At 43.7% G+C, this 26312-nt stretch carries 21 protein-coding genes; 20 read left to right on the forward strand and 1 reads right to left on the reverse strand.

Features of this window, described 5'->3' with window-relative positions:
• Positions 1–7 precede the first annotated feature (7 nt).
• From AAEO50_RS08660 to pyrE, 7 genes are read left to right on the forward strand one after another with little or no spacing between them, the layout of a single operon-like run.
• Positions 8–1294, forward strand: a complete 1287-nt coding sequence (locus tag AAEO50_RS08660; RefSeq protein ID WP_341982546.1) for a dihydroorotase — start codon at positions 8–10, stop codon at positions 1292–1294.
• Complete coding sequence (locus AAEO50_RS08665) at positions 1291–2382, forward strand: carbamoyl phosphate synthase small subunit (RefSeq protein ID WP_341982548.1); 1092 nt, start codon at positions 1291–1293, stop codon at positions 2380–2382. Before AAEO50_RS08660 ends, AAEO50_RS08665 begins: the two co-directional genes overlap by 4 nt.
• Positions 2375–5587 carry a carbamoyl-phosphate synthase large subunit gene (carB, locus tag AAEO50_RS08670; protein WP_341982550.1) on the forward strand — a complete coding sequence of 1071 codons (3213 nt, stop codon included), beginning with the start codon at positions 2375–2377 and terminating at the stop codon, positions 5585–5587. The genes AAEO50_RS08665 and carB overlap by 8 nt, the downstream gene beginning before the upstream one ends.
• Positions 5584–6360, forward strand: coding sequence for a dihydroorotate dehydrogenase electron transfer subunit (locus AAEO50_RS08675; protein WP_341982552.1), 777 nt, complete (start codon positions 5584–5586; stop codon positions 6358–6360). The genes carB and AAEO50_RS08675 overlap by 4 nt, the downstream gene beginning before the upstream one ends.
• Positions 6357–7298, forward strand: coding sequence for a dihydroorotate dehydrogenase (locus AAEO50_RS08680; protein ID WP_341982554.1), 942 nt, complete (start codon positions 6357–6359; stop codon positions 7296–7298). Before AAEO50_RS08675 ends, AAEO50_RS08680 begins: the two co-directional genes overlap by 4 nt.
• Positions 7270–7980 (forward strand): orotidine-5'-phosphate decarboxylase, encoded by a 711-nt coding sequence (gene pyrF, locus AAEO50_RS08685; RefSeq protein WP_341982556.1) that lies wholly within the window; start codon positions 7270–7272, stop codon positions 7978–7980. Before AAEO50_RS08680 ends, pyrF begins: the two co-directional genes overlap by 29 nt.
• Entirely contained in the window at positions 7977–8600 is a 624-nt protein-coding gene (gene pyrE / locus AAEO50_RS08690) for an orotate phosphoribosyltransferase (RefSeq protein WP_341982558.1), read from the forward strand. The genes pyrF and pyrE overlap by 4 nt, the downstream gene beginning before the upstream one ends.
• Positions 8601–8731: 131 nt before the next feature.
• Here the strand turns inward: pyrE and AAEO50_RS08695 are convergent, their stop codons facing one another.
• Positions 8732–10435, reverse strand: a complete 1704-nt coding sequence (locus AAEO50_RS08695) for an Rqc2 family fibronectin-binding protein (protein WP_341982560.1) — start codon at positions 10433–10435, stop codon at positions 8732–8734.
• A 388-nt stretch (positions 10436–10823) separates the two neighbouring features.
• Between AAEO50_RS08695 and AAEO50_RS08700 the strand changes: the two genes are divergently transcribed.
• The 13 genes from AAEO50_RS08700 (at position 10824) to rsgA (ending at position 26312) form a co-directional block, all read left to right on the forward strand.
• A complete protein-coding gene (locus AAEO50_RS08700; RefSeq protein WP_341982562.1) occupies positions 10824–13502 on the forward strand; it encodes a cation-translocating P-type ATPase in 2679 nt (892 codons plus the stop codon).
• A gap of 183 nt (positions 13503–13685) precedes the next feature.
• Entirely contained in the window at positions 13686–14561 is an 876-nt protein-coding gene (locus tag AAEO50_RS08705) for a YicC/YloC family endoribonuclease (RefSeq protein ID WP_341982608.1), read from the forward strand.
• 56 nt (positions 14562–14617) lie between these two features.
• Entirely contained in the window at positions 14618–14890 is a 273-nt protein-coding gene (remA, locus tag AAEO50_RS08710) for an extracellular matrix/biofilm regulator RemA (RefSeq protein WP_172248446.1), read from the forward strand.
• Positions 14891–15505: a guanylate kinase gene (gene gmk, locus AAEO50_RS08715; RefSeq protein ID WP_341982566.1), complete on the forward strand. Its 615-nt coding sequence runs from the start codon at positions 14891–14893 to the stop codon at positions 15503–15505. It begins immediately after the preceding gene.
• Positions 15506–15727, forward strand: a complete 222-nt coding sequence (gene rpoZ / locus AAEO50_RS08720) for a DNA-directed RNA polymerase subunit omega (protein ID WP_341982568.1) — start codon at positions 15506–15508, stop codon at positions 15725–15727. It abuts the gene before it with no gap.
• 139 nt (positions 15728–15866) lie between these two features.
• Positions 15867–17090: a bifunctional phosphopantothenoylcysteine decarboxylase/phosphopantothenate--cysteine ligase CoaBC gene (gene coaBC, locus AAEO50_RS08725; RefSeq protein ID WP_341982569.1), complete on the forward strand. Its 1224-nt coding sequence runs from the start codon at positions 15867–15869 to the stop codon at positions 17088–17090.
• Positions 17074–19500, forward strand: a complete 2427-nt coding sequence (gene priA, locus AAEO50_RS08730; protein WP_341982571.1) for a primosomal protein N' — start codon at positions 17074–17076, stop codon at positions 19498–19500. The genes coaBC and priA overlap by 17 nt, the downstream gene beginning before the upstream one ends.
• Positions 19501–19526: 26 nt before the next feature.
• The gene (gene def / locus AAEO50_RS08735) at positions 19527–20012 is read left to right on the forward strand and encodes a peptide deformylase (RefSeq protein WP_341982573.1); all 486 of its coding nucleotides are present in this window, start codon (positions 19527–19529) and stop codon (positions 20010–20012) included.
• Complete coding sequence (fmt, locus tag AAEO50_RS08740) at positions 20009–20950, forward strand: methionyl-tRNA formyltransferase (protein WP_341982575.1); 942 nt, start codon at positions 20009–20011, stop codon at positions 20948–20950. The genes def and fmt overlap by 4 nt, the downstream gene beginning before the upstream one ends.
• A gap of 1 nt (position 20951) precedes the next feature.
• On the forward strand, positions 20952–22292 hold the full coding sequence (rsmB, locus tag AAEO50_RS08745) for a 16S rRNA (cytosine(967)-C(5))-methyltransferase RsmB (protein WP_341982577.1): 1341 nt from the start codon (positions 20952–20954) through the stop codon (positions 22290–22292).
• A 244-nt stretch (positions 22293–22536) separates the two neighbouring features.
• Positions 22537–23286, forward strand: coding sequence for a Stp1/IreP family PP2C-type Ser/Thr phosphatase (locus AAEO50_RS08750; protein ID WP_341982579.1), 750 nt, complete (start codon positions 22537–22539; stop codon positions 23284–23286).
• Positions 23287–23292: 6 nt separating this feature from the next.
• Positions 23293–25296 carry a Stk1 family PASTA domain-containing Ser/Thr kinase gene (pknB, locus tag AAEO50_RS08755; protein WP_341982581.1) on the forward strand — a complete coding sequence of 668 codons (2004 nt, stop codon included), beginning with the start codon at positions 23293–23295 and terminating at the stop codon, positions 25294–25296.
• 134 nt (positions 25297–25430) lie between these two features.
• Positions 25431–26312, forward strand: coding sequence for a ribosome small subunit-dependent GTPase A (gene rsgA / locus AAEO50_RS08760; RefSeq protein ID WP_341982583.1), 882 nt, complete (start codon positions 25431–25433; stop codon positions 26310–26312).

The raw sequence follows: 26312 nt of genomic DNA on the forward strand, positions 1-26312 counted from the left end.
AATTCAGATGAACTGGTTGATCAGAGACGCAAGTATCATAAATGAAAACGGTGAACTTGAGACAATTGACGTTAAGATTCAAGGAAATAAAATCACCGCAATGGGTGCAAAGCTTGATAACACCGATCATCGGGAATTCCAGGCGGAAGGACGATTGATTTCCCCGGGGTTTGTCGATCTGCATGTGCATTTGAGAGAACCTGGCGGAGAACATAAAGAAACGATTGAAACCGGAACGAAAGCGGCGGCAAGAGGCGGTTTCACGACAATTGCTGCGATGCCGAATACCAGACCGGTACCTGATTCTGCAGAAACACTGCAATCTTTGAATAATAGGATTGCTGAAACGGCCAGTATTAGGGTCTTACCATATGCAGCGATTACCGAAAGGCAAACTGGAAAACAGCTGAATGATTTATCTTCCTTAAAGGAAAATGGAGCATTCGCATTTACCGATGATGGAGTAGGTGTTCAATCCGCTGGCATGATGCTTGAAGCGATGAGGAAGGCAGCGGCGATCGGTGCATCCATTGTGGCTCACTGTGAAGAGAACACATTGATAAACAAGGGCTCGGTCCATGAAGGATCATTTTCGAAAAAGCACGGGATTGCAGGAATCCCCTCTGTTTGTGAAGCTGTACATATAGCAAGGGATGTGCTATTGGCTGAAGCGGCAGGCGTTCATTACCACGTATGTCATATATCGACGAAGGAATCAGTAAGAGTGGTCAGGGACGCAAAAAAGGCAGGAATCAATGTTACCGCTGAAGTAACACCTCATCATCTTATACTGTGTGAAGATGATATACCTGGACTTGATTCAAACTTCAAGATGAACCCGCCGCTCAGAGGTAAACAAGACAGAGAGGCATTGATAGAAGGATTGCTCGATGGAACGATTGATTTCATCGCAACAGACCATGCGCCTCATTCGGAAGCTGAAAAGTCTGAAGGAATGCAGTTAGCACCATTTGGGATTGTCGGGCTTGAAACGGCATTCCCGCTTCTCTATACACACTTTGTTGAAAAAGGGACTTTTACCTTGAAACAGTTAATCGACTGGATGACGAGTAAACCGGGTGAAGCATTTAACCTTCCATATGGACGATTGGAAGTAGGGGGATATGCAGATTTAACCCTGATTGATTTGACAAAGAAACAAGCGATTGAACCAATAGGATTTTTATCAAAAGGGAAGAACACCCCATTTAGAGGCTGGGAGTGCAAAGGCTGGCCGACAGCTACATTTTATCAAGGAACCCTTGTATGGAATGAAGGAGGAAATGAAGGATGAAAAGACAACTAATATTGGATGATGGGACAGTATTCATAGGTGAAGGTTTTGGTGCTAATGAGGAAACTGTCGGGGAAGTTGTATTTAACACAAGTATGACAGGCTATCAGGAAATTCTTTCGGATCCTTCCTATTGCGGTCAGCTGGTTACATTAACGTATCCTTTGGTAGGAAACTATGGCATAAACCGCGACGATTTCGAATCGATCACTCCGGCAATTAAAGCCTTCATCGTAAGGGAGGTCGCTGACTTCGCTTCCAACTGGAGAAACGAATCGACATTGGATGAATTATTGAAAGTCAAAGGGATTCCAGGGATTTCAGGAATCGATACAAGAAAATTAACACGCATCATAAGACAGCATGGAGCAATGAAAGGAATCATTTGTTCAGCCGAAATGGATTCGGCAGCTATGCTTGAAACGCTGCATGAAACATCATTAAGAAGAGATCAAGTCGATCAGGTCTCCACGAAAACAGCTTATGCCAGTCCTGGTAGAGGATTTAGAGTGGTCCTTATGGATTTTGGAATGAAACACGGCATACTAAGGGAGCTGAATAAACGAAATTGCGATGTCATCGTGGTTCCTTACGATACATCAGCAGAAGAAATCCGCAGGCTTCAGCCAGATGGCATCATGCTGTCGAATGGGCCTGGAGACCCAAAAGACGTACCTCAGGCTATAGAAACCATCAGGACATTGATTGGGGAAATCCCGCTATTCGGAATCTGTCTTGGACATCAATTATTCGCACTGGCATGCGGAGGGGATTCTTTCAAGATGAAGTTTGGCCACCGCGGAGGAAATCATCCCGTGAAAGACATGCAAACAGGGAAAGTGGCATTGACATCTCAAAATCACGGCTATGCAGTAGACGAGAGTTCCCTTGCCGGAACAAGGCTCAAAGTAACTCACATTGCAATTAATGACGATACAGTGGAAGGTTTGAAGCATCTTGACTATCCCGCTTTTACTGTTCAATACCATCCTGAAGCATCACCCGGGCCGGAGGATTCAAATTATTTATTCGATGATTTCCTGAAATTAATGGAAGATGAGAAAAGAAAGGAGCTTCAACATGCCTAAACGTACAGACATAAAAAGCATCTTAGTAATTGGAAGCGGACCGATCATCATTGGACAAGCAGCGGAATTTGATTATGCAGGGACCCAAGCCTGTATCGCTCTTAAAGAAGAGGGCTACCGCGTCATTCTGGTCAATTCCAATCCAGCAACAATCATGACAGACGCTGAAATGGCTGACAAAGTCTACATTGAACCGCTGACTCTCGAGTTTGTGAGCAGAATCATCCGTAAAGAGCGGCCGGATGCCCTTCTGCCGACATTGGGCGGACAAACCGGCTTGAATATGGCTGTTGAGCTTTCAAATTCAGGAGTATTGGAAGAATGCGGCGTAGAAATTCTCGGAACAAAACTATCTGCCATCGAAAAAGCGGAAGATCGTGATTTGTTTAGAAATCTGATGAATGAACTGAATGAGCCGGTACCAGAAAGCGAGATTATCCGCAATGTGGAAGAAGCTTTTCATTTCGTCGATGGGGTAGGATTCCCGGTCATTGTAAGACCAGCTTATACGCTTGGGGGGACAGGCGGAGGAATCTGTCACAATGAAGAAGAGCTGATTGAAATTGTAACCTCAGGATTGAAATACAGCCCGGTCACTCAATGTCTTCTTGAGAAGAGCATCGCAGGATTCAAGGAAATCGAGTACGAAGTCATGAGAGATGCAGCGGATAACGCGATCGTGGTGTGTAACATGGAAAACATCGATCCCGTTGGAATCCATACAGGCGATTCGATCGTAGTCGCTCCGAGCCAGACCTTAAGCGACAGAGAGTATCAAATGCTCCGAAACACAAGTTTAAAGATCATCCGTGAGCTGGGAATAGAAGGAGGATGTAACGTTCAGCTTGCGTTGGATCCCGACAGCTTCCAGTACTACATCATCGAAGTGAATCCGAGGGTCAGCCGCTCTTCCGCCCTTGCTTCTAAAGCAACGGGATATCCGATTGCCAAGCTTGCGGCGAAGATTGCTGTAGGATTGACCTTAGATGAAATGATGAATCCGGTAACCGGAAAAACGTACGCTGCTTTTGAACCAGCTCTTGATTATGTGGTAACGAAGATTCCGCGCTGGCCATTTGACAAGTTTGAAGCTGCCAAAAGAAACCTCGGCACTCAAATGAAAGCAACCGGTGAAGTGATGGCAATAGGCCGAACATTTGAGGAATCACTGCTAAAGGCAATCCGTTCTTTAGAAAGCAATACCTATCACATGGAATTAAGTGATGCCGAACAGATGACCGACCAGTGGATTGAGAAAAGAATACGAAAAGCAGGAGATGAGCGTCTCTTCTATGTCGGTGAAGCATTGAGAAGAGGTGTGACGATTGAAACGATTCATGATTGGAGTAAAATCGACCTCTTCTTCCTGTATAAAATGAATAGAATTATAGAGTTTGAAAATGAATTAAGGGATGATTCTTTCAATGTCGACTTGGGTCAAAAAGCTAAGCGTATGGGCTTCTCGGATATCACTCTTGCAAGGCTGTGGGGAAGTACAGAATTCGAAGTCTATCAGTGGAGAAAAGAAAATCGTCTGATCCCTGTGTATAAGATGGTCGATACATGTGCTGCCGAATTTGAGTCTGAAACACCATATTTTTATGGAACATACGAGGATGAGAACGAATCTAAAGTCACTGAGAGAGAAAGTGTCATCGTACTGGGTTCCGGCCCTATCCGGATCGGTCAGGGAGTGGAGTTTGATTACGCGACCGTTCATTCCGTCTGGGCAATCAAAGAAGCAGGATATGAAGCGATCATCGTGAATAACAACCCTGAAACTGTCTCAACGGACTTCAGTATATCAGACAAATTATACTTCGAACCACTTACTGTGGAAGATGTAATGCACATCATCGATTTGGAAAAACCAAAGGGAGTTGTCGTACAGTTCGGGGGACAGACGGCAATCAACCTGGCGGAAGAACTGGTGAAAAGGGGTGTCTCGATCCTTGGTACTTCGCTTGAAGATCTGGATCGTGCAGAAAATCGTGACAAATTTGAACATACTCTCAACGAATTGGGAATCCCTCAGCCAAAGGGGAAAACAGCGGTATCCGTTGAAGGGGCTCTCGAAATAGCGGAATCAATCGGTTATCCTGTCCTTGTAAGGCCGTCTTATGTACTTGGCGGAAGGGCGATGGAAATCGTTTATAGAAAAGAAGAACTTCTTCACTATATGGAGAACGCAGTGAAAGTCAATCCACAGCATCCTGTGCTGATCGATCGATATTTAATCGGGAAGGAAATTGAAGTGGATGCAATATCTGACGGTGTCGATGTCGTTGTGCCGGGGATAATGGAGCATATCGAACGGGCCGGTGTCCATTCCGGTGATTCCATTGCAGTGTATCCTCCTCAACAGCTGACAGAAGAACAGAAAGAAACCTTAGTGGATTACACGACCCGCCTGGCAAAAGGATTGAATATTATCGGACTGCTGAACATTCAATATGTCATCTCTAAAGGAGAGATCTATGTCCTGGAGGTGAATCCGCGTTCAAGCCGGACGGTTCCATTCATCAGTAAAATCACGAATGTTCCGATGGCGAATATGGCAACGAAATCGATCCTGGGTATTTCTCTTAAGGAACAAGGGTACGAATCGGGGTTAATACCCGAAAAGCAGGGAGTATATGTAAAGGTTCCGGTCTTCTCCTTCGCGAAGCTTAGAAGAGTCGACATCACTTTGGGACCAGAAATGAAATCCACAGGTGAGGTCATGGGGAAAGACCTTACGTTGGAGAAAGCCCTTTACAAAGGAATGGTTGCTGCCGGCATGGAAATGAAGGAACACGGTTCAGTCCTTATGACGGTTGCGGATAAGGATAAAGATGAAGCGGTATTACTGGCGAAGCGGTTCGTGAACATAGGCTATCAAATTCTCGCTACTAAAGGAACCGCAGAGCAATTAATGAGAGAAGGAATCGCAGTGCGGGAGGTAGATAAGATTGGTTCAGAAGGACCGACACTCCTTGATATCATTCAAAGCGGAGAGACTCAGCTTGTCATCAACACCTTGACAAAAGGAAAACAGCCTGCACGTGACGGTTTCAGGATCCGAAGAGAATCAGTCGAAAACGGAGTGCCGTGTCTCACATCGCTGGATACAGCCGAGGCGTTATTACGGGTGATTGAATCAATGACATTCTCTGCAGAGGCTCTTCCTGCTCAACCTGCGAAAAGAAAGGCGGTTCGGCAATGATCGTAAACGAAAGGATGAAGGTCATTTCACATGAACGAATCGCAAAGAATATCTTTGAATTGGTCCTGCAAGGGGAGTTAGTAAATGAAATCAAGGCTCCCGGACAATTTGTACATGTGAAAGTCGGCACCGGGATTGACCCTTTGTTAAGGCGGCCTATTTCCATCGCGGACCACGATCATGAAGAACAAACAATGACGTTGATTTACCGTGCTGAAGGGAAAGGTACGAAACTTCTTTCAACTGTTAATAACAAGGAAAGGGTTGACATACTCGGACCTCTCGGGAACGGATTTACTGTTGAGGATGGAAAAAATAAGACCGCTTTACTGGTAGGCGGGGGAATTGGTGTTCCTCCCCTCTACGGTCTTTCCAAACGTTTGATCGAACACGGCTGGACGGTGAAACACATTCTGGGTTTCCAAGATGGATCTGTAAGTTTTTATGAAGAACACTTTACAGAACTCGGTGGAACGTATCTGGCCACAGTGGATGGATCAAAGGGTACACACGGGTTTGTCACTGATGTCATCCAAAACGAAACGCTGCAGTTTGATGAGTATTTTTCATGCGGACCAACACCTATGCTGAAAGCATTACAGTCCAAATTAGATGAAAAAAAGGGCTTCATTTCCTTAGAGGAGCGTATGGGGTGCGGGATAGGTGCTTGCTTTGCCTGTGTATGTCACATGCAGGATGACCCTCAAGGAACAAGCTATGTAAAGATTTGCAGTGATGGACCGGTATTTCCGGCAGGGGTGGTGCAATTATGAAAAAATTACAAATTGAATTACCAGGATTATCATTGAAAAACCCAGTCATGCCAGCTTCAGGCTGTTTCGGTTTTGGGCGGGAGTACAGTCAATTCTATGATTTAAGTGAACTTGGTGCGATCATGATCAAAGCCACAACGGAAGAAGCCCGCTTTGGAAATCCGACGCCGCGGGTGGCAGAGACAAATGGCGGGATGTTGAATGCCATAGGTCTGCAAAATCCCGGACTCAAAGGGGTTATGGAAAAAGAACTGCCTTGGCTTTCCCGGTTCGATGTGCCGATCATTGCTAATGTGGCAGGATCCCAGGTGGAGGATTATGTGGAAGTGGCAAAAGAAATTTCTACCGCTTCTAATGTAAAAGCGCTGGAACTGAATATCTCCTGTCCAAATGTAAAAACGGGGGGAATCGCTTTCGGGACCATTCCGGAAGTCGCACAGGAATTAACGAAAAAAGTCAAAGAAGTTTCAGAGGTTCCGCTTTACGTGAAACTTTCTCCTAATGTATCCAATATTGTTGAAATGGCGAAGGCGGTTGAGGCAGGCGGCGCAGACGGCTTAACAATGATCAATACTCTTCTTGGAATGAGACTGGATATGAAAACAGGCAAGCCGGTGCTGGCCAATAAAACAGGCGGATTATCGGGACCCGCTATCAAACCGGTTGCCATCCGGATGATCTATGAAGTGAGCCAGGCGGTTGACCTCCCGATTATCGGAATGGGCGGTATTCAAACCGCTGAAGATGTCATTGAATATTTTCACGCAGGGGCGAGTGCAGTTGCTGTAGGCACAGCAAACTTCGTCGATCCTTTTGTATGTCAGCGAATCATTAACGAACTGCCCGTATTACTCGATGAACTTGGAGTAGACCATATCTCTAATCTTACTGGAAGGAGCTGGGGGAAGAGTGACACAAAAACCATTTATAGCACTTGATTTTCCCACGTGGGAAGATACCTCTTCCTTTCTGGAATTATTCAATGAAAGTTTGAACGTAAAAGTTGGTATGGAATTATATCTTCAAAATGGACCTGTCGTCATTGAAAAACTTTTGAAAAAAAATCACCGTATATTCCTGGATTTGAAACTCCATGATATCCCAAACACGGTTTACGGGGCAATGAAGGGACTTGCTCAATATGACCTCGAACTGCTCAATGTTCATGCCGCAGGTGGAAGGGTCATGATGGAAAAAGCTTTAGAAGGTCTTCAGGCGGGTTCTTCAGCAAACCTGAATCGTTCAAAATTGATTGCTGTCACTCAATTAACATCCACTACGGAAAAACAAATGCAGGAAGAGCAGCTGATCGCTAAATCAATTAATGATTCAGTCTTGCACTATGCCAAACTCACAAAAGAGGCTGGCCTCCACGGTGTGGTATGCTCACCTCACGAGGCTCCGCTGATCAGGGGACAATTCGGTGAAGATTTTATGAGAGTCACTCCTGGGATCAGACTATCGAATGATGAAAAAGGGGATCAGCAAAGAATAACAACCCCTGAAAAAGCAAAAGAGCTTGGATCCTCCGTAATCGTTGTAGGAAGAAGCATCACGAAATCAAAAGATCCGGTTCTTGCTTATGAGCAAGTCGTAAAGGAATGGGAGGGCCTGAAATGAAACAAGAATTTGCTGAAAAACTATTAGACATCGAAGCCGTCTTTTTAAATCCTGCAGAGCCTTTTACATGGTCCTCAGGAATGAAGTCGCCGATTTATTGTGATAACAGATTAACAATGTCTTATCCATCAGTGCGAAATGACATTGCGAACGGACTCTCAGGGATGATAAAAAAACACTTTCCAGAAGTAGAAGTGATTGCCGGTACAGCAACAGCAGGGATTCCGCATGCAGCCTGGGTAAGTGAAAAATTAAACCTTCCTATGTGTTATGTCCGTTCAAAAGCCAAAGCCCATGGGAAAGGCAATCAAATAGAAGGCAAAGTCGCAGCAGGACAAAAAGTAGTAGTGGTGGAAGACCTCATTTCAACAGGAGGCAGCTGTATCACTGCAGTCGAAGCCCTGCGGGAAGCAGGTTGTGAGGTACTGGGAGTCGCAGCGATCTTCACATATGAGTTGGAAAGAGGGAAGGCGATGCTGGAAGAGCATAAAATAAATGCATGTTCATTATCTGATTACTCCAGTTTACTGCAGGCAGCGCTTGATCACTCGATTATTAATGAAGATGAATTAGAGCAATTGAAGAAATGGAGAGAAAACCCCGAAGAATGGGGTTATTAACAAGAAGCAGCTGAAAAGAGCTGCTTCCTTGTTTTAGAGATTTATCGATTGATATCGGTTATTTTCAACGTTTACAAAAAGAGAGAAGCATACTTACCTAAGATTGAGGCATGTGTGCTTCAGCAATCGTTTCAATTTTTAAGCGAGCGAACCAGATCAAGGTCTGGGGTTACGTATACAGTCTGCTGCCCTTCATATATAACAAATCCCGGTTTTGCCCCCTTTGGCTTCTTAACCTGTTTGACGGGCGTGAAATCGACAGGGACTGAACTGGATTCTCTTGCTTTACTGAAATAGGCGGCGATGTTGGCTGCTTCTTTAATCGTTTGGTCAGATGGATCCTGGCTTTTAATCACTACATGAGAACCAGGTATATCTTTAGTGTGAAGCCATATTTCATCTTTGCCAGCTGCCTTACTTGTTAAATAATCATTTTGTTTATTGTTTTTGCCTACTAATATTTGTGTGCCATCACTTGAAGTGTAGCTTTCAAGTACAGGCTTTACATTCGATTTCTTCTTTTTTGTCTGCTTTCGGGCTCTGAGATAGCCTTCTTCCTCTAATTCTTCGCGTATTTCTTCAACGTCTTTAGTGGATGCCGATTCAAGCTGCTGGAGTAATTGCTCCAAATAGACGATTTCCTCTTCTGCTTTTTCAATTTGCTCATTTACAATTTCAATCGCATTTTTTGCTTTTTGATAGCGCGAGAAGTATCGTTGCGCATTTTCGGATGGGGACTTTTGCGGGTTAAGCGGGATCGTGATGCTTTCCCCGTTTTCATCATAATAGTTCACCACACTGATCTCTTTCATTCCTCTTTCAACAGCATACAAATTAGAAGTAAGAAGTTCACCCAGTAATTGAAAACGGTCAGCCTGCTGAGCATCTTCAAGGGTTTGTTTTAATTTGTCTATTTTGTTTACATTTTTATCCCGTTCATTCCGGATGAAGCGCTCCAGATCATTTCCCTGCTGCTTTACCCGGTCCCTTGCCGCTTTTTGATAAAAGAAGCGGTCCAGTAGTTCGCTCAAGGAAGAGAATGAAAGTTTTTCACCTTCTATATGCTCAAGTTCCAACCAGTAGAAAACTTCTTTTTCTCCAATGGTGAGGGTGGGCGATAGTTGATTCTCCTTAACAAGCCCGATGAGCCCCAGGAAGGAATCGGCAATTGCTGTTTGCTTTCCCAGCCCGGCTCGATGGAGGACTTCTTTGGCAAATAAGGGAGAAACGCCGGAGAATGACTGTACAATTTGTTTATCCAGTCTGCCGGAATTAAAATCCAGTGCCCTCAGGACATCTTCATCCGATGCTTCCAATGGATTTCTCTTATCCTGCTGTGGAGGCATGACATACTCATGACCGGGCAATACGGTACGATGGGTATTCATGCTCGGAGAAAGATGCTTGATGCTGTCCAGGATCATGTTTCTTTCTTTATCCACTAAAATGATATTGCTGTGCCTCCCCATCACTTCGATAATCAGCTGCTTATAAGATACATCACCTATTTCATTCCGGCCTTTTACCTCGAACACAATCATCCGGTCAAGATCCGATTGTCTGATATCTTCTATTATGTATCCTTCCAGATGCTTGCGGAGGAGCATGCAGAACATCGGAGGGACTGGAGGGTTCTCGTAATCTTCCTTCGTCAACTGCACTCTTGAATAACTCGGATGAGCGGATAACAGCAGCTTATGGTTCTTTCCGTTCGCCCGGATGACCATGATGATTTCATTCTTGTATGGCTGGTGGATCTTATTGATCCTTCCGTTCACTACCTCATTCTTCAATTCCTTCGTCATAGCTCTAGTAAATAATCCATCAAATGACATATCCAACATCCTCTTCAAAATTACGTATTTTTATAAAAAATATATTTGATGATTTTATATTCTTTAATAAGACCTGACCAATTTTATGCTTCATCTACTCTCCAGCTGTTGGTTGGAGTGCAAGACGTAGACTCCTGCGGGAAGAGTAGCATATGTGAGACCCCGCAGGCGAAGCCGAGGAGGCTCACGGGCTACCCACGGAAAGCGAAGTCTTGCACGGAAACCAACAGCGGCTTTCCAAAGGACATTTTAAGAATATCCAATGGTATTAATTCAGCCAAGCTTAAAATTCATATTTAAATCATATCATTTTTTAGGACGAGTCTGAATAAGAATGCTAAGAGAAGAACAACTTTTCGTTATTGTAGGAGGAGAGTGAATTGGTTGAATGAAATATCATGAGATGAGACAGGAAGATATAGAAAAGTCATTAAATACCGACTATACCAATGGTCTATCCGCAGAAGATGTCTCTAAGAGAAGGAAACAATTTGGATATAACCAGCTGGAAGAAGCAGAGAAACAATCAAACTTATTATTGTTCTTCAGCCAATTTAAAGATTTCATGGTGCTTGTACTGCTTTCAGCTACCCTCATTTCAGGATTGCTGGGAGAGTATATTGATGCAATTGCCATCATCGCGATTGTGCTCATCAACGGATTTCTCGGTTTCTTCCAGGAGAGGAAAGCGGAAAAGTCCCTTCAGGCCCTTAAAGAACTTTCAGCTCCCCAAGTTTCAGTGCTCCGGGATGGAAAATGGGTTAAGATTCTTTCTAAAGAAGTGATCGTAGGAGATATCATGCGGTTTGGAAGCGGAGATCGAATTGGAGCGGATATCCGGTTAATCGAAGCGAATAATTTAGAAATCGAAGAATCCGCGTTGACCGGTGAATCAGTTCCCGTGGCGAAGTCTACCACCCCTGTCGTTGGAGACCATATCAGTCTGGGGGATCTGGAGAACATGGCTTTCATGGGGACGATGGTCACGAGGGGGAACGGAGTCGGCGTCGTAACCGCCATCGGTATGAAGACGGCCATGGGGCAGATTGCCGACATGCTCCAAAAAGCAGAAACGATGACAACACCGCTTCAAAGAAGACTTGAAGAGTTAGGAAAGATCCTCATCACTGTGGCTTTAATCTTGACAGCATTGGTAGTGGGGGTAGGAGTGCTTCAGGGCCATGATATCTATACCATGTTCCTTGCGGGTGTGTCGCTGGCTGTAGCCGCCATTCCAGAAGGGCTTCCAGCCATAGTGACAGTCGCACTTTCACTAGGCGTCCAAAGAATGATCAAAAAGAAAGCTATCGTGAGAAAGCTTCCTGCTGTAGAAACACTTGGGTGTGCTTCCGTCATATGCTCGGATAAGACCGGCACTCTCACTCAAAATAAGATGACCGTCACCCATTTATGGAGCGGTGGCAGGGATTGGTCTGTTACCGGAACGGGATATGAACCCGACGGACAATTTTACAGCGGGGAAGAAAGGGTCTCTCCACACAGTCAAAAGGCACTCAATCAATTACTGACATTCGGCATGCTGTGTAACCATGCTGAACTTGTCACCCGGGAAAACAGCTTTGTGGTAGATGGTGACCCAACTGAAGGTGCTCTTCTGGTGGCAGGTTTAAAAGCCGGCCTGAACAGAGAAGCATTAATGCAGAAATTTCAAATTGTAAAAGAGTTTCCCTTCGATTCTACGAGAAAGATGATGAGTGTCATCGTGGTGGATCAAAACGGTAAACAATTTTCCGTGACGAAAGGTGCCCCGGATGTACTGGCTGCCAACAGTGAATCCATACTTTGGGATGATAAGCTGCAATTTAAAACAAGTGAATTTTCTCATAGCATAGAGAATGCGATCAGGGAAATGTCATCAAATGCACTGCGCAATATCGCAATCGCCTACAAACCCTTAAATGGGGTCAAAGCTGAATCATTGAGTGAAAAAGATGTGGAAGAAGGAATCACTTTCATCGGGCTTCAAGGAATGATCGATCCGCCAAGGCCTGAAGTAAAACAAGCTGTCAGGGAATGTAAGGCAGCGGGCATCAAAACGGTCATGATCACTGGGGATCATGTTTTGACCGCAAAAGCCATTGCCTCTCAATTAGGCATTTTGAAAAGGAATGACAAAGTTCTTGATGGAAAAGCGTTAAATGAAATGGATGTCGAAGAACTGCAGGAAGTGGTAGAGGATGTGTCGGTGTTTGCACGTGTATCCCCGGAACATAAATTGAAAATCGTGAAAGCTTTACAAAACAGGGGTCATGTCGTGGCAATGACAGGTGATGGAGTAAATGATGCACCTGCAATCAAAACTGCGGACATCGGTGTGGCGATGGGGATCACCGGAACCGATGTCGCCAAGGAATCTTCTTCCCTCGTCCTTCTTGATGACAATTTTGCAACCATTAAATCCGCCATACAGGAAGGCCGTAATATTTACGAAAACATCCGAAAATTCATCAGGTACCTGCTTGCATCCAATGTCGGTGAGATCCTGGTCATGTTATTTGCGATGCTGCTGGCATTACCGCTGCCACTTGTTCCCATTCAGATCCTTTGGGTCAATCTGGTCACAGACGGGCTTCCTGCAATGGCACTGGGACTTGATAAGCCTGAAGATGATGTAATGAAAAGAAAGCCGAGAAATATGAACGAAGGTGTGTTTGCAAGAGGGTTGGGATGGAAAGTCGTTTCAAGGGGATTCCTGATCGGGATCGTCACCTTGCTCGCATTCATCCTTGCATACAAAGCACACCCGGATCATCTTGCTTATGCGCAGACAGTTGCCTTTGCTACGTTGGTCATGGCTCAATTGATTCATGTATTTGACTGCCGAAGTGAAGTGTCTGTATTCTCAAGAAATCCATTTGGGAATATATATTTGGTCTGGGCGGTCATTTCATCACTTGTTCTGATGCTCCTGGTCATTTACATTCCTTCCTTGCAGCCGATCTTCCACACGGTTTCAATCGAATTGAAGGATTGGATGTTGATCATCGGACTTAGCTCTGTGCCGACCTTTTTACTGGCAGGCTCATTTTTTGCAAGAAAAAAATAGTTAATTGTGGTATAATCCAAAAGGTAATAGAGTTTTGTGCTCTATTACCTTTTTTACATATATTCCGACTGTTCATCTTCTGAGATATTCCGATGATGTTCACCTTTCTGATAGAGGGAGCTTTTATACATTATTGAACAACATTACATACACTAATATACATACAGATTGGAAGTGATCGTAATGGTTGTCAGCATGACCGGCTTTGGAAGAAGTAAACTGGATTCTGATTTACATACGATAACAGTCGAAATGAAATCCGTGAATCATAGATTTCATGAATGTTATATCAGACTGCCGCGGCAGTTGATGAAACTTGAAGATAAAATTAAAAAGCAGGTCTCTGAACTTATTAAAAGAGGGAAAGTGGATATTTTCATCACCATTACCGGAGATGGCCTGGTTCATCGAAACCTGCATATTGACTGGAAGCTCATTCGAGATTATTATCAGTTAGTACATGAAGTTAAAGAAAACTTTTCACTGAGCGGAGAAGTCGAATTAAATCAACTATTATCAAGAGAAGAGTTCATCACGATTGAAGAAACGGAAGAAGAGAATGAAGAGCTCGAACAATTGGTATTGCAGGCTGTGATCCTGGCTTCCCGGGAATTGAAAGAAATGAGGATGAAGGAAGGGAATGCCCTTAAAGAGGACTTCCTCGCACATCTCACTCATTTCGAAGAAAAAGTTGCTGAGTTAAACAGTTGTGCCCCTCGCGTTGTCACTCAATACAGGGAAAAATTGAGAAAGAAAATGATGGAGTATAGCGACGGGACAGTCGATGAGACACGCTTATTGAATGAAGTGGCCATCATGGCTGATAAATCCGATATAACGGAAGAGTTAACCCGATTGAGCAGTCATGTTCATTATTTTCACTCAACATTGAGTATGAGTGAACCCATTGGCCGAAAGCTTGATTTTATGATTCAGGAGATGAACCGGGAAGTAAATACAATCGGTTCGAAAGCGAATGATTCAAACATCACGGCTTTGGTGGTAGAGTTGAAGTCTACGCTTGAAAAGCTGAGGGAACAAGTACAAAATGTCGAATAAGAAGTTTAGTTTATTCAGAATACGGAGAAACTAAGCTATTGATTAGGAGGAGCGTCATGTCTATTAAGCTCATCAATATAGGTTTTGGAAACATTGTATCAGCGAACCGGATCATTTCAATTGTCAGTCCCGAATCTGCGCCGATTAAACGTTTGATTCAAGATGCAAGGGACCGCGGGACTTTAGTGGATGCTACATACGGAAGAAGAACACGTGCAGTCATCATTACGGATAGTGATCATGTGATCTTATCAGCTGTTCAACCAGAAACCGTTGCTCATCGATTAACGGATAAAGAGGATTTGCAAGAAGAAGGGCAGGGTAAATAAATGGATGAAAAAGGGTTGCTGATCGTACTTTCCGGACCTTCCGGAGTAGGGAAAGGAACAGTGCGTAAAGCGATTTTTTCACAAGAAGATACAAGATTTGAATATTCCATTTCAATGACCACCCGCAAACCGCGGGAGGGGGAAGTAGATGGAGTTGATTATTTCTTTAAATCAAGAGAAGAATTTGAGGCATTGATCGAACAGGGGAAACTGCTGGAATATGCCGAATTTGTAGGGAACTATTACGGAACACCGGTTGACTATGTCCGTGAAACGATTAACAACGGGAAAGATGTCTTCTTGGAAATTGAAGTTCAAGGCGCTCAGCAGGTACGCGATAAATTCCCGGAAGGATTATTTATCTTCCTGGCACCTCCCAGCCTATCCGAACTACAGAACCGTCTTATCACAAGGGGAACCGAGACGGATGAAGTCATCCAGGGAAGACTGAACACTGCAAGAAAAGAAATTGAAATGATGAATCTTTACGATTATATTGTGGAGAATGACAAAATTGAAAATGCTGTAGATAAAATCAACTCGATTGTGCAGGCTGAACATTGCAAAAGAGAAAGAGTTCAACAACGATATATTAAAATGCTGGAGGTTGAATAGATGTTATACCCATCCATTGACTCATTGATGAAAAAGATTGATTCTAAATATTCTTTAGTAAGTGTCGCTGCAAAGCGTGCAAGAAATCTTCAGGATACTGGTGATTTCCGTTTGAATAAATATTCTTCACAAAAATTTGTAGGGAAAGCGCTTGAAGAAATTCATGCCGGTCAATTATCCATGAAAGAAAGAGACGAAAAAGCTGTATACTCAGACGAGTAAAAAAAGCATTTCAACTTTATGAAGAAACAGAGGGTTGACTCAGGAGATTATTATTAATCTTTTCGGGACAGCCCTATTTTCTTTTTAGGTTAAAATCCTTCATAATATAAGGAAGTATAAAGGTACTGGGGGAAGATCGATGAATCAGGGGAAAAAAATTCTATTATGTGTTGCAGGTGGAATTGCTGTATATAAAGCTGCTGCTCTCACGAGTAAGCTTGTTCAAAGCGGAGCAGAAGTAAAAGTCATCATGACAGAGTCTGCACAGAAATTTGTAGCACCGCTGACGTTTCAAGCCCTTTCGAGACAGGATGTATATTGGGATACGTTTGACGAAAAGGATTCTGCAAAAATAGCACATATTGATTTAGCTGATTGGCCGGACCTTATTCTGGTTGCGCCGGCAACAGCAAATATTATCGGAAAGCTTGCCAATGGAATTGCCGATGATATGATTTCGACCACATTACTGGCAGCGAAAGCCCCTGTATGGGTTGCTCCTGCAATGAATGTACATATGTATGACCATCCTGCTGTCCAAAGGAACATTCAGACCTTATTTGAAGACGGCTGCCGATTCATCGAACCGAGTGAAGGATACTTAGCCTGTGGGTATGTTGGGAAAGGCAGGTTGGAGGAACCTGAAAAAATCGTAGAAATCATTCAGGACTACTTTAATGATTCAATGAATGATAAAACACTTCTTAAAGGTAAACGAATCGTCATTACAGCAGGACCGACCAGAGAAATGGTTGACCCGGTCCGTTTCTTTACAAACCGTTCGACAGGGAAAATGGGTTATGCGTTAGCAGAAGCGGCTCTGCAGCTTGGTGCAGAGGTGACGTTGATCTCGGGCCCTACAAACTTAATCCCGCCGGCAGGAGCACATATGGTTGAAGTGAATTCTGCTGAAGAAATGTATAATGCCGTTCACTCTTTATTCAAGCAAGCAGATATTGTCGTGAAAAGCGCCGCTGTTGCAGATTATCGCCCGAGGGAGATCCTTGATCAGAAATTAAAGAAAAAAGACGGTAATCTGGTACTTGAATTTGAACGGACAAAGGATATCCTGAAAAGTCTTGGTGAAATGAAAGACAGACAATTCTTAATCGGATTTGCAGCAGAAACAACGAATGTCGAAGAGTACGCCAAAGCGAAGCTTCACAAGAAAAATGCGGATATGATTGTAGCGAATAATGTAAAGGAAACGGGTTCGGGCTTTGGAACGGATACAAACAAAGTATCGATCATTACAAGAGATGCTATACGCCATTTACCAATGCTTTCTAAACAGGAAGCCGCAAAGGAAATATTTAAAGAAGCAATAAAGCAAATGGGGACTAGACATGAAGAACGTAGCTAGTGTAATCGTTGATGTTCCTGCGATGCAGACCGACCGCACGTACGATTATCTAGTTCCAGATGAATGGATGGGCAGTATTTCACCCGGAATGAGAGTCGTAGTCCCTTTTGGTCCAAGAAAAATACAGGGCTTTGTGATGGAACTAAAAGAAAAAGGTGAAGTCTCAAAGCTGAAGGAGATTTCTGAACCTATGGATTTAGTCCCGGTTCTGAATGAAGAACTCTTATCTTTGGGAAGCTGGCTGACAGACAAAACCTTATGCTTTAAAATATCAGCATTCCAAGCCATGCTGCCGGCAGCCATGAAAGCGAAATATGAGAAGTTTTTTCGCCTGGAAGGAACTGTAGAAATTGAAGGATTACCCGACCCATTAAGACCCTTTTTCAATAAAGGCAGCGAGGTTTCCTGGAAAGCAGTTGAGGAAGCCGGCTTTCTCCCAATCATTCAAAAGCAGGTAAAAAAAGGGTACGTTGATGTCATTTATAAAGTTAAAGCAAAAGGGAAGAAAAAGACGGTCAAGAAAATCCTCCCAAATTTCTCTGAGAATCAGCTTGAAGAGATAATCGGGAATCTCCCGCCTCAAGCGAAAAAACAAAAAGAAGTCATCAACTATATTAGTAGTGAAGTACAAGCGGGAAACGGGCTGCTACTAAATGAAATCCTTGAAGGAGCCGGAACGACAGCATCTACGATCAAATCATTAGTTAATAAAGGGTTGCTGATTGAAAAATATATAGAGGTATACCGCGATCCTTTTGAAAACAGGGCGTTTGAAAAGACTTCGCCGCTGCCGTTGACCCAGCAGCAGTCAGAAGTAATAGGGCCGATTCTTGAAAAAATAGATCAATCCCTTCACCAGACGTTTCTTCTATATGGTGTTACAGGAAGCGGAAAAACAGAAATTTATCTTCAATCCATCCAGCGGGTATTGGAGGAAGGTAAAGAAGCAATCGTGCTGGTGCCGGAGATTTCCCTCACCCCGCAAATGGTCCATCGTTTCAAAGGCAGGTTTGGAGACGACGTTGCCGTGCTGCACAGCGGTTTATCGGTTGGGGAAAAGTATGATGAATGGAGAAAGATCCAGCGGAAAGAAGTAAAAGTGGTCGTGGGGGCAAGGTCTGCTATTTTTGCTCCATTTGAAAATATCGGGATCATCATCATCGACGAAGAACACGAGACAAGCTATAAGCAAGAGGAAAATCCACGCTATCATGCAAGGGATGTAGCTGTTCGCAGGGCAGAAACCCACAATTGCCCCGTCATACTGGGGAGTGCAACTCCATCTTTGGAATCGTTCGCGCGTGCATCAAAAGGAGTCTTTGAGCTGCTTACATTAAGTAAGCGGATGAATGATGGAGACCTGCCTTCGGTATCCATAGTCGATATGAGGGAAGAATTAAGAAGCGGAAATCGTTCAATGTTCTCACAGGAACTGTTTGAAAAGATTCAAAACCGACTGGAGAAAGGCGAACAGACAGTTCTATTCTTAAACAGGAGAGGGCATTCCTCTTTTATCATGTGCCGGGATTGCGGTTTCGTCGTACAATGCCCCCATTGTGATATATCATTGACGTACCACCGCTTTTCGAATGGAATGAAGTGCCATTATTGCGGTTACGAAGAAAGTGTACCCGATACTTGTCCTGAATGTACCAGTGAGCATATACGCTATTTTGGAACCGGTACCCAGAAGGTGGAAGAGGAACTGAATAAGCTTTTGCCGGGTGCAAGAATCATCCGGATGGATGTCGATACCACCAGCAGAAAGGGATCCCATGAAAAGTTGCTGACAGCATTCGGGGGAGGAAAAGCCGATATCCTGCTGGGGACGCAAATGATTGCTAAAGGACTCGATTTTCCCAATATCACGCTGGTCGGTGTATTAAGTGCCGATACCATGCTGCATTTGCCGGATTTCCGGGCAGCGGAAAAGACCTTTCAGCTATTGACCCAGGTAAGCGGACGAGCCGGCAGGCATAAACTGCCGGGTGAAGTGGTCATTCAAACATATACACCAGAGCATTACTCAATAGAATTAGCGTCAGAGCATGATTATGACAGATTCTATTTGCAGGAAATGATGATGAGGAAAATGGGGTCATATCCACCTTATTATTTCATTACCTTGATAACGCTGAGTCATGAGGATCTGTTGAAAGTCGTCGAAATCGCGGAGAAACTATCAGGGTTTGTACGTTCACGGCTGTCGGGTTCAACTATTATTCTTGGACCGGCTGCTTCACCTATTCCCCGGATAAAAAATAGATATCGTTACCAATGTTTGATAAAATACAAGCGGGAACCAAATCTTACAGCAACACTTAAAACGGTGCTGGATCAATTTCAACAACAATATGCATCTCAGGGATTATCAATCTCGATTGATGTGAATCCTTATATGATGATGTAAAGTGATATAGAAAGTCGAGGATATAAATGGCCATTCTTCCAATTGTAATGCATCCTGATTCCATTTTGGAAAAAGAATGTGAACAGGTAACTGCATTTGATAAAAAATTAAAAAAACTATTGAACAACATGTATGACACGATGATAGAAGCCGATGGGGTAGGTTTGGCAGCCCCGCAGGTGGGTGTGGATTTGCAAGTAGCGATTGTCGACATAGGTGATGAAACCGGCACGATTGAATTGATTAACCCTGAAATCATCGAGACTTCTGGAACACAGACAGATCTTGAAGGATGCCTTAGTTTTCCCGGCTTATATGGAGAGGTCACCAGACCATCTTCGATAAAAGTGCGGACTTACAACAGAAAAGGCAAAACCAAAGAATTTCAAGCCAAGGATTTCTTGGCGCGTGCGATACAGCATGAAATAGATCACCTGCATGGAATTCTTTTTACATCGAAAATAGATAAATATATAACTGAAGAAGAACTAGAAGGGTATGAAGTGGAATGACAAAAATCGTTTTTATGGGAACACCAGATTTTTCAGTACCGGTTTTACAATCTTTGCTGCAAGCAGACTATGATGTGATTGCAGTGGTCACACAGCCGGACCGTCCTGTAGGGCGTAAACGTGTACTGACACCGCCTCCTGTTAAAGCAGAGGCGATGAATCACGGAATTCCAGTGTATCAGCCTGAAAAAATAAGAAACCAACAGGAATTGGATGAAATCCTTGCCCTGAACCCTGACCTTATCGTAACAGCTGCGTTTGGTCAGATCCTGCCGAAGGAATTACTGGAAGCACCAACCCACGGTTGTATAAATGTTCATGCCTCCCTCCTTCCAGAGCTTAGAGGGGGAGCCCCAATTCACTACTCTATTATTCAAGGGAAGAAAAAAACAGGGGTAACCATCATGTACATGGTTGAAAAGCTTGATGCAGGTGATATGATCAGCCAGGTTGAAGTGGAAATCGAAGAACAAGACCATGTGGGAACATTGCACGACAAACTGAGTGCTGCGGGATCGAAGCTGTTGATAGAAACATTGCCGGACTTGTTGAAAGGTAAATTGACTCCTGCAAAACAAGACGACTCAAAAGCGACGTTCGCCAGAAATATCAAGAGAGAACAAGAAAAGATCGACTGGACGAAGTCAGGTGAAGAAATTTATAACCATATCAGGGGTATGCACCCTTGGCCCGTTGCCTATACCACATTGGACGGAGCAGTCATGAAGATATGGTGGGGAGAAAAAGTCAACCGTCATTCATCAAAACCGGGTGAAATCATCGAAGTTCAAAAGGATGGGTTCGTCGTAGCGACCGGAAACGAAACGGCAATTAAAATAAGAGACTTGCAGCCTTCAGGTAAGAAACGCATGAGCGCCGTAGATTATCTGCGTGGAGCTGGTGCGCATCTAGAAGAAGGAATAAAGTTAGGAGAATAATATGGGTAAAAATCAGAAAAGCGTGAGGGAAGCAGCACTGGATGTCATTGCTGCAGTTGAGAAGAATCAATCGTATAGTAATCTATTGTTGAATTCGGTGATTGAAAAAAATGAGCTTCCCTCAAAGGATATAGGTCTCCTGACGGAACTCACCTATGGAACCATACAGAGGAAGCTGACATTGGACTATTATCTTGCCCCATTCATAAAGGGAAAGCTGGATGAATGGGTGCGCCATTTATTGAGATTGTCTCTTTACCAGATCGTTTATCTGGACCGGATCCCTGACAGGGCCGTATTGCATGAGGCGGTGGAAATAGCCAAAAAAAGAGGGCATAAAGGAATCTCAGGCTTGGTGAATGGTGTGCTTCGCTCCATTCAGAGAAAAGGCATCCCTTCCTTGGAAGAGATTAAAGATCCAATTGAAAGAGTATCAATAGAAACAAGTCATCCCTTCTGGCTGGTGAAACGCTGGGAAGAGCAGTTCGGGTTGGATAAGACTCGTGAGATGTGCGAGATGAACCAGGTCGCTCCGAAACAAACAGCACGTGTGAATACAACCAAGTTGACGAGAGAGGAACTTATACATAACTTAAGCGGCATAGGCGTAGAAGTGAAGGCAAGTCCTGTGACGGAAGAAGCGGTTCAAACCCTGAGAGGGAATCTGGTGAAGACGGACGCTTATCGCAATGGTGAATTGACCATTCAGGACGAAAGCTCCATGCTGGTTGCACATGCTCTCGAATTAGAAAAGAACATGAAAGTCTTGGATGCGTGTGCAGCCCCTGGAGGTAAAACGACTCATATCGCTGAACTGCTCGGTGGAACAGGCGAGGTACATGCTTTGGATTTACATAAGCATAAAGTCAGGATGATTGATGAAAACGCCTCCCGTCTGGATCTTTCAAATATATTTACGGCCACCCTGGACAGCAGGAAAGCCGGAGAGAAATTCGAGAGGGAAAGCTTCGATCGAATACTCGTAGATGCCCCCTGCTCGGGATTGGGTGTTCTAAGGAGAAAGCCGGACATCAAATACGCGAAAAAAGAAGCCGATCTGCATTCTCTTCAAAAAATACAGCTCGACATTTTATCATCAGTTGCACCGCTCCTCCAAAAAGGCGGAATTTTAGTATACAGCACCTGTACAGTTGATAAGAATGAAAATGAAGGCACAGTGCGTTCTTTCTTAAGTGACCATCCTGAATTTGAACCTTATCATTTGAAAAATCTCCCGGAGACAGTGCATCCGTTCATCGAAGGAAATGAATTGCAAGTGTTTCCACAGGATTTTGGGGGAGATGGTTTTTACATTTCCTGTTTCATCAAAAAAGGGTTATGATTCAATCTGCATAAGGAAAATATCGTAAAATGAATGATTTTGTACTTTGCTAGCAGGAAAATGCTCGATTCAAGTCGTAAATGTACTAGGAGGCACACAGCAATTTTATAGGAAGAATGTTTATTTGCTGGGTCCTTTTTCCGCTGCTGCTTACTTCGGGTCTTCTGAACCATGGCCGATAGAGTTGGCGGTTTGAGGGTGGTGGAACTTCTACATAGGGGAATGGAAAGAAGAGGTGATCTGAGTGAAAACGGTTTATTATACGGATAAAGGGAAAGTGCGTCAACATAACGAAGACAGCGTCGATGTATTCAAGAATTCTCATGGAGACTATCTCGCAGTTGTAGCTGATGGTATGGGCGGACATCGTGCTGGCGATGTGGCGAGTCAAATGGTCATTTCCACTTTAAAGGGCATGTGGGAAAATACGGAGAAATTTAAGACTGCAGACCAGGCAGAAAATTGGTTAAAAACGACTATTAACGAAGTGAACCAAGAAGTTTATAGTTATTCTCAGTCCCATACAGAATGTGAAGGAATGGGTACAACCCTGGTCGGTGCGATATGCACCTCCTTGTTTGCGACGATTGTAAATATCGGGGACAGCAGGGGTTATATACTAAATGAAAACGGATTTCACCAACTGACAGAGGACCATACATTAGTGAACGAACTTGTCAGAAGCGGGGAAATTTCCAAAGAAGATGCAGAGCATCATCCAAGAAAAAATGTGATTTTAAGAGCAATCGGGACAGAAACAACGATCACGATGGACATTAAGACCATCATGTTTGAAGATGATGATGTTTTGCTATTATGCTCGGATGGTTTATCAAATAAAGTTTCAGAACAAGAAATGAAAGAGATCTTATCAAATGATGACTCTCTCGAGAAAAAAGGCGAGAAGCTCGTTCATTTGGCTAATGATTATGGCGGGGAAGATAATATCACTGTCCTGATCGTTGAGTATGCCGCTGAAACGGAAAGCGGGTGATAGTACATGATGAATGGAAAGCGCATCAGTGGCCGATACAGAATCATTAAATTGATCGGCGGCGGAGGAATGGCCAACGTTTATCTTGCCCACGACATGATACTTGATCGTGAAGTGGCCATTAAAATGCTCCGAATGGATTTTGCGAATGAAGAAGAATTTATTAAACGATTTCAACGTGAGGCACAATCCGCCACCAGCCTTGTTCACCCGAATATCGTCAGCATTTATGATGTAGGGGAAGAGGATGACCTTTATTATATCGTAATGGAATATGTACAAGGCATGACGTTGAAACAATACATACAGCAGCATTCACCCGTAGGTGTCGATCAAGCGCTGGAGATTATGAAGCAGCTGACCTTAGCGATTTCACATGCCCATCAGAATCATATCGTGCATCGGGATATCAAACCTCATAACATATTAGTTGACGAGGAAGGAACGGTGAAGATCACCGATTTCGGAATTGCCATGGCACTTAGCGCGACCTCCATCACACAGACAAATTCCGTTCTGGGGTCTGTCCATTATTTGTCGCCTGAACAGGCAAGAGGCGGCATGGCGACTAAGAAATCAGATATTTATTCACTTGGGATCGTGATGTTTGAATTATTGACCGGCCGACTCCCGTTTTCAGGTGAGTCAGCCGTTTCAATCGCGTTGAAGCACTTGCAGTCAGAAACACCCTCACTTAGAAGGTGGAATTCCGATATACCGCAAAGTGTGGAAAATATTGTCCTGAAAGCCACTGCTAAAGATCCCTTCAGGAGGTATGAGAACCTTGAAGAAATGGATGATGATTTGGCAACGGCACTCGAGCCCGAACGGATGGATGAACCTAAATTTTCTGTACCTATGGATGATGAAGCCACAAAGGCAATTCCTGTCATAACGGATGACAATGGTTCCTCGAATCTGGATGATACCATCGTTCACACCCAATCCAGCCCTGAGACAAAACCGGCGAAACCGGTCAAGGCTGCAGATGGCGCAAAGCCTGTGAAAGGGAAGAAGCAAAAAACCAAAAAGAAAAGCAAGAGAAAATGGCCGGTGATGATCATCAGCCTGTTCTTTTTACTTATCTTATTGGGTGTTGCTGCAGTGACGGTGGTTCCGGAGCTGCTGGGGCCTAAGGAGATTGAGGTTCCTGAGGTTGAAGGTAAGAAGCCTACCGAGGCTGTTTCCATTATCGTCTCCGCTGGATTTGTAGTCGGAGAAACGAAAGAAATGTCTCATGATTCTATACCAGAGGGTATCGTGATCAAGACGAACCCGAAGGAAGGACGTATGGCAAATGAAGGGTCACCAGTGGATATATATGTAAGTACGGGTAAGGAAAAGGTAGAGGTAGAAGATTTCAAAGGAAAGAACTTTGAAGAGGTTGCTTCAAGGCTTGAAGAACAGGGCTATACTGTAAAGAAACAAGAAGAACCATCAAATGAAGAAGAAGAGGGAACGATTATCGAGCAAGATCCCTCCCCTGGAGATGAAGTCGTAGCAAGTGAAACAACGGTTACCCTTACTGTCAGTACAGGACCATCATCTTTTGAATTGCTTGATTTAACTGACATGAGTCAAAAAGTACTTGATGATTACGCAAATTCACGGGGTATTTCCATTGTAACCTCGGGAGAACAATATTCAGATGATATTTCTGAAGGACATGTAATTTCGCAAAGTACAAAACCAGGTACACCAACATATCCAGGCGATGAGGTTTTTGTAGTGATGTCTAAGGGTCCTGAACCTATACAAGATAAAGAAGTTCCTTTAGAGATCACCGTTCCTTATGAAGGAGATGGAACCAAGCCGCAAATCGTCGAAATCTTCATAGAAGATAAAGACAGTACGTATGAGGATAGCGAAGAAAAAACAGGTATAACGGAAGAGACGAAATTTACATTAAACTTCTTATTGGAAGATGGAAAACAAGGTAAATACAAAATAGAAGTCGACGGAAAAGAGTATAAATCAGGTACCGTTGAGTATCCTAAAGACGAAGAATAATGTATGAGAGGGACTGTACCTCGGGTTTCAGGTAACCTAAGGGACAGTCCTCTTATTTTGCTTTTTAATAAACATATGCTATAAAATGAGAGTATACATACGTGAATAATTATAGATTGATAAGGAGGTTCCGAATGGCAGAAGGGAAAATTATCAAAGCATTAAGTGGTTTTTATTATGTACTTTCCGATGGTGTGATCACTCAATGCCGCGGAAGAGGGGTCTTCCGCAAGAATAAAGTGACCCCTCTTGTAGGCGATTATGTGGAATTCCAGGCGGATAACGAAACAGAAGGGTATATCCTGAAGGTATTTGAACGGAAGAATGAATTGGTGCGTCCGCCCATTGCAAATGTGGATCAGGCCATTTTAGTATTTTCAGCCCGTGAACCAGATTTCAGCACCACGTTATTGGACCGTTTCCTTGTTTTGGTTGAAAGCAAAGACATAGACCCGCTCATATGCATTACAAAAATGGACTTGCTACAGAAGGATGAAATAAAAGAAATTGAAGGATATGCAGAGCATTACCGCTCTTTTGGCTATGAAGTGGTCGTGACTTCATCCAAGACTGAACAGGGTATAGAAGAATTGTCGCCATACATGAGAGATAAGACGTCGGTATTTGCCGGACAATCGGGAGTGGGCAAGTCGACCTTATTGAATGTGATTAAACCTGAACTCGATTTAAAAACAGCCATGATTTCCTCTCATTTAGGGAGGGGGAAGCATACCACCCGCCATGTAGAACTGATTCATATCGGTGATGGATTAGTGGCTGATACGCCCGGGTTCAGTTCTTTGGAATTTACAGATATTGAGGTTGAAGACCTGCCCCAATATTTTCCCGAGATGGTGGAAGCCTCGGAACAATGTAAATTCAGGGGCTGTCTTCACATCAACGAACCGAAATGCGCTGTGAAGAATGCAGTGGACACAGGTGATATCCCTAGTTACAGATATGATCATTACCTGACATTCCATCAAGAAATAAAAGACAGAAAGCCGAGGTATTAA

It is taken from the genome of Rossellomorea oryzaecorticis (assembly GCF_038405515.1).
GTDB lineage: Bacteria > Bacillota > Bacilli > Bacillales > Bacillaceae_B > Rossellomorea > Rossellomorea oryzaecorticis_A.

What these genes read in the sequence shown, in the direction of transcription:
- AAEO50_RS08660 (WP_341982546.1), top strand. Translation starts at nt 8, where the DNA reads ATGAACTGGTTGATCAGAGACGCAAGTATCATAAATGAAAACGGTGAA.
- AAEO50_RS08665 (WP_341982548.1), top strand. Translation starts at nt 1,291, where the DNA reads ATGAAAAGACAACTAATATTGGATGATGGGACAGTATTCATAGGTGAA.
- carB (WP_341982550.1), top strand. Translation starts at nt 2,375, where the DNA reads ATGCCTAAACGTACAGACATAAAAAGCATCTTAGTAATTGGAAGCGGA.
- AAEO50_RS08675 (WP_341982552.1), top strand. Translation starts at nt 5,584, where the DNA reads ATGATCGTAAACGAAAGGATGAAGGTCATTTCACATGAACGAATCGCA.
- AAEO50_RS08680 (WP_341982554.1), top strand. Translation starts at nt 6,357, where the DNA reads ATGAAAAAATTACAAATTGAATTACCAGGATTATCATTGAAAAACCCA.
- pyrE (WP_341982558.1), top strand. Translation starts at nt 7,977, where the DNA reads ATGAAACAAGAATTTGCTGAAAAACTATTAGACATCGAAGCCGTCTTT.
- AAEO50_RS08695 (WP_341982560.1), bottom strand. Translation starts at nt 10,435, where the DNA reads ATGTCATTTGATGGATTATTTACTAGAGCTATGACGAAGGAATTGAAG.
- AAEO50_RS08700 (WP_341982562.1), top strand. Translation starts at nt 10,824, where the DNA reads ATGAAATATCATGAGATGAGACAGGAAGATATAGAAAAGTCATTAAAT.
- AAEO50_RS08705 (WP_341982608.1), top strand. Translation starts at nt 13,686, where the DNA reads ATGGTTGTCAGCATGACCGGCTTTGGAAGAAGTAAACTGGATTCTGAT.
- remA (WP_172248446.1), top strand. Translation starts at nt 14,618, where the DNA reads ATGTCTATTAAGCTCATCAATATAGGTTTTGGAAACATTGTATCAGCG.
- gmk (WP_341982566.1), top strand. Translation starts at nt 14,891, where the DNA reads ATGGATGAAAAAGGGTTGCTGATCGTACTTTCCGGACCTTCCGGAGTA.
- rpoZ (WP_341982568.1), top strand. Translation starts at nt 15,506, where the DNA reads ATGTTATACCCATCCATTGACTCATTGATGAAAAAGATTGATTCTAAA.
- coaBC (WP_341982569.1), top strand. Translation starts at nt 15,867, where the DNA reads ATGAATCAGGGGAAAAAAATTCTATTATGTGTTGCAGGTGGAATTGCT.
- priA (WP_341982571.1), top strand. Translation starts at nt 17,074, where the DNA reads ATGAAGAACGTAGCTAGTGTAATCGTTGATGTTCCTGCGATGCAGACC.
- def (WP_341982573.1), top strand. Translation starts at nt 19,527, where the DNA reads ATGGCCATTCTTCCAATTGTAATGCATCCTGATTCCATTTTGGAAAAA.
- fmt (WP_341982575.1), top strand. Translation starts at nt 20,009, where the DNA reads ATGACAAAAATCGTTTTTATGGGAACACCAGATTTTTCAGTACCGGTT.
- rsmB (WP_341982577.1), top strand. Translation starts at nt 20,952, where the DNA reads ATGGGTAAAAATCAGAAAAGCGTGAGGGAAGCAGCACTGGATGTCATT.
- pknB (WP_341982581.1), top strand. Translation starts at nt 23,293, where the DNA reads ATGATGAATGGAAAGCGCATCAGTGGCCGATACAGAATCATTAAATTG.
- rsgA (WP_341982583.1), top strand. Translation starts at nt 25,431, where the DNA reads ATGGCAGAAGGGAAAATTATCAAAGCATTAAGTGGTTTTTATTATGTA.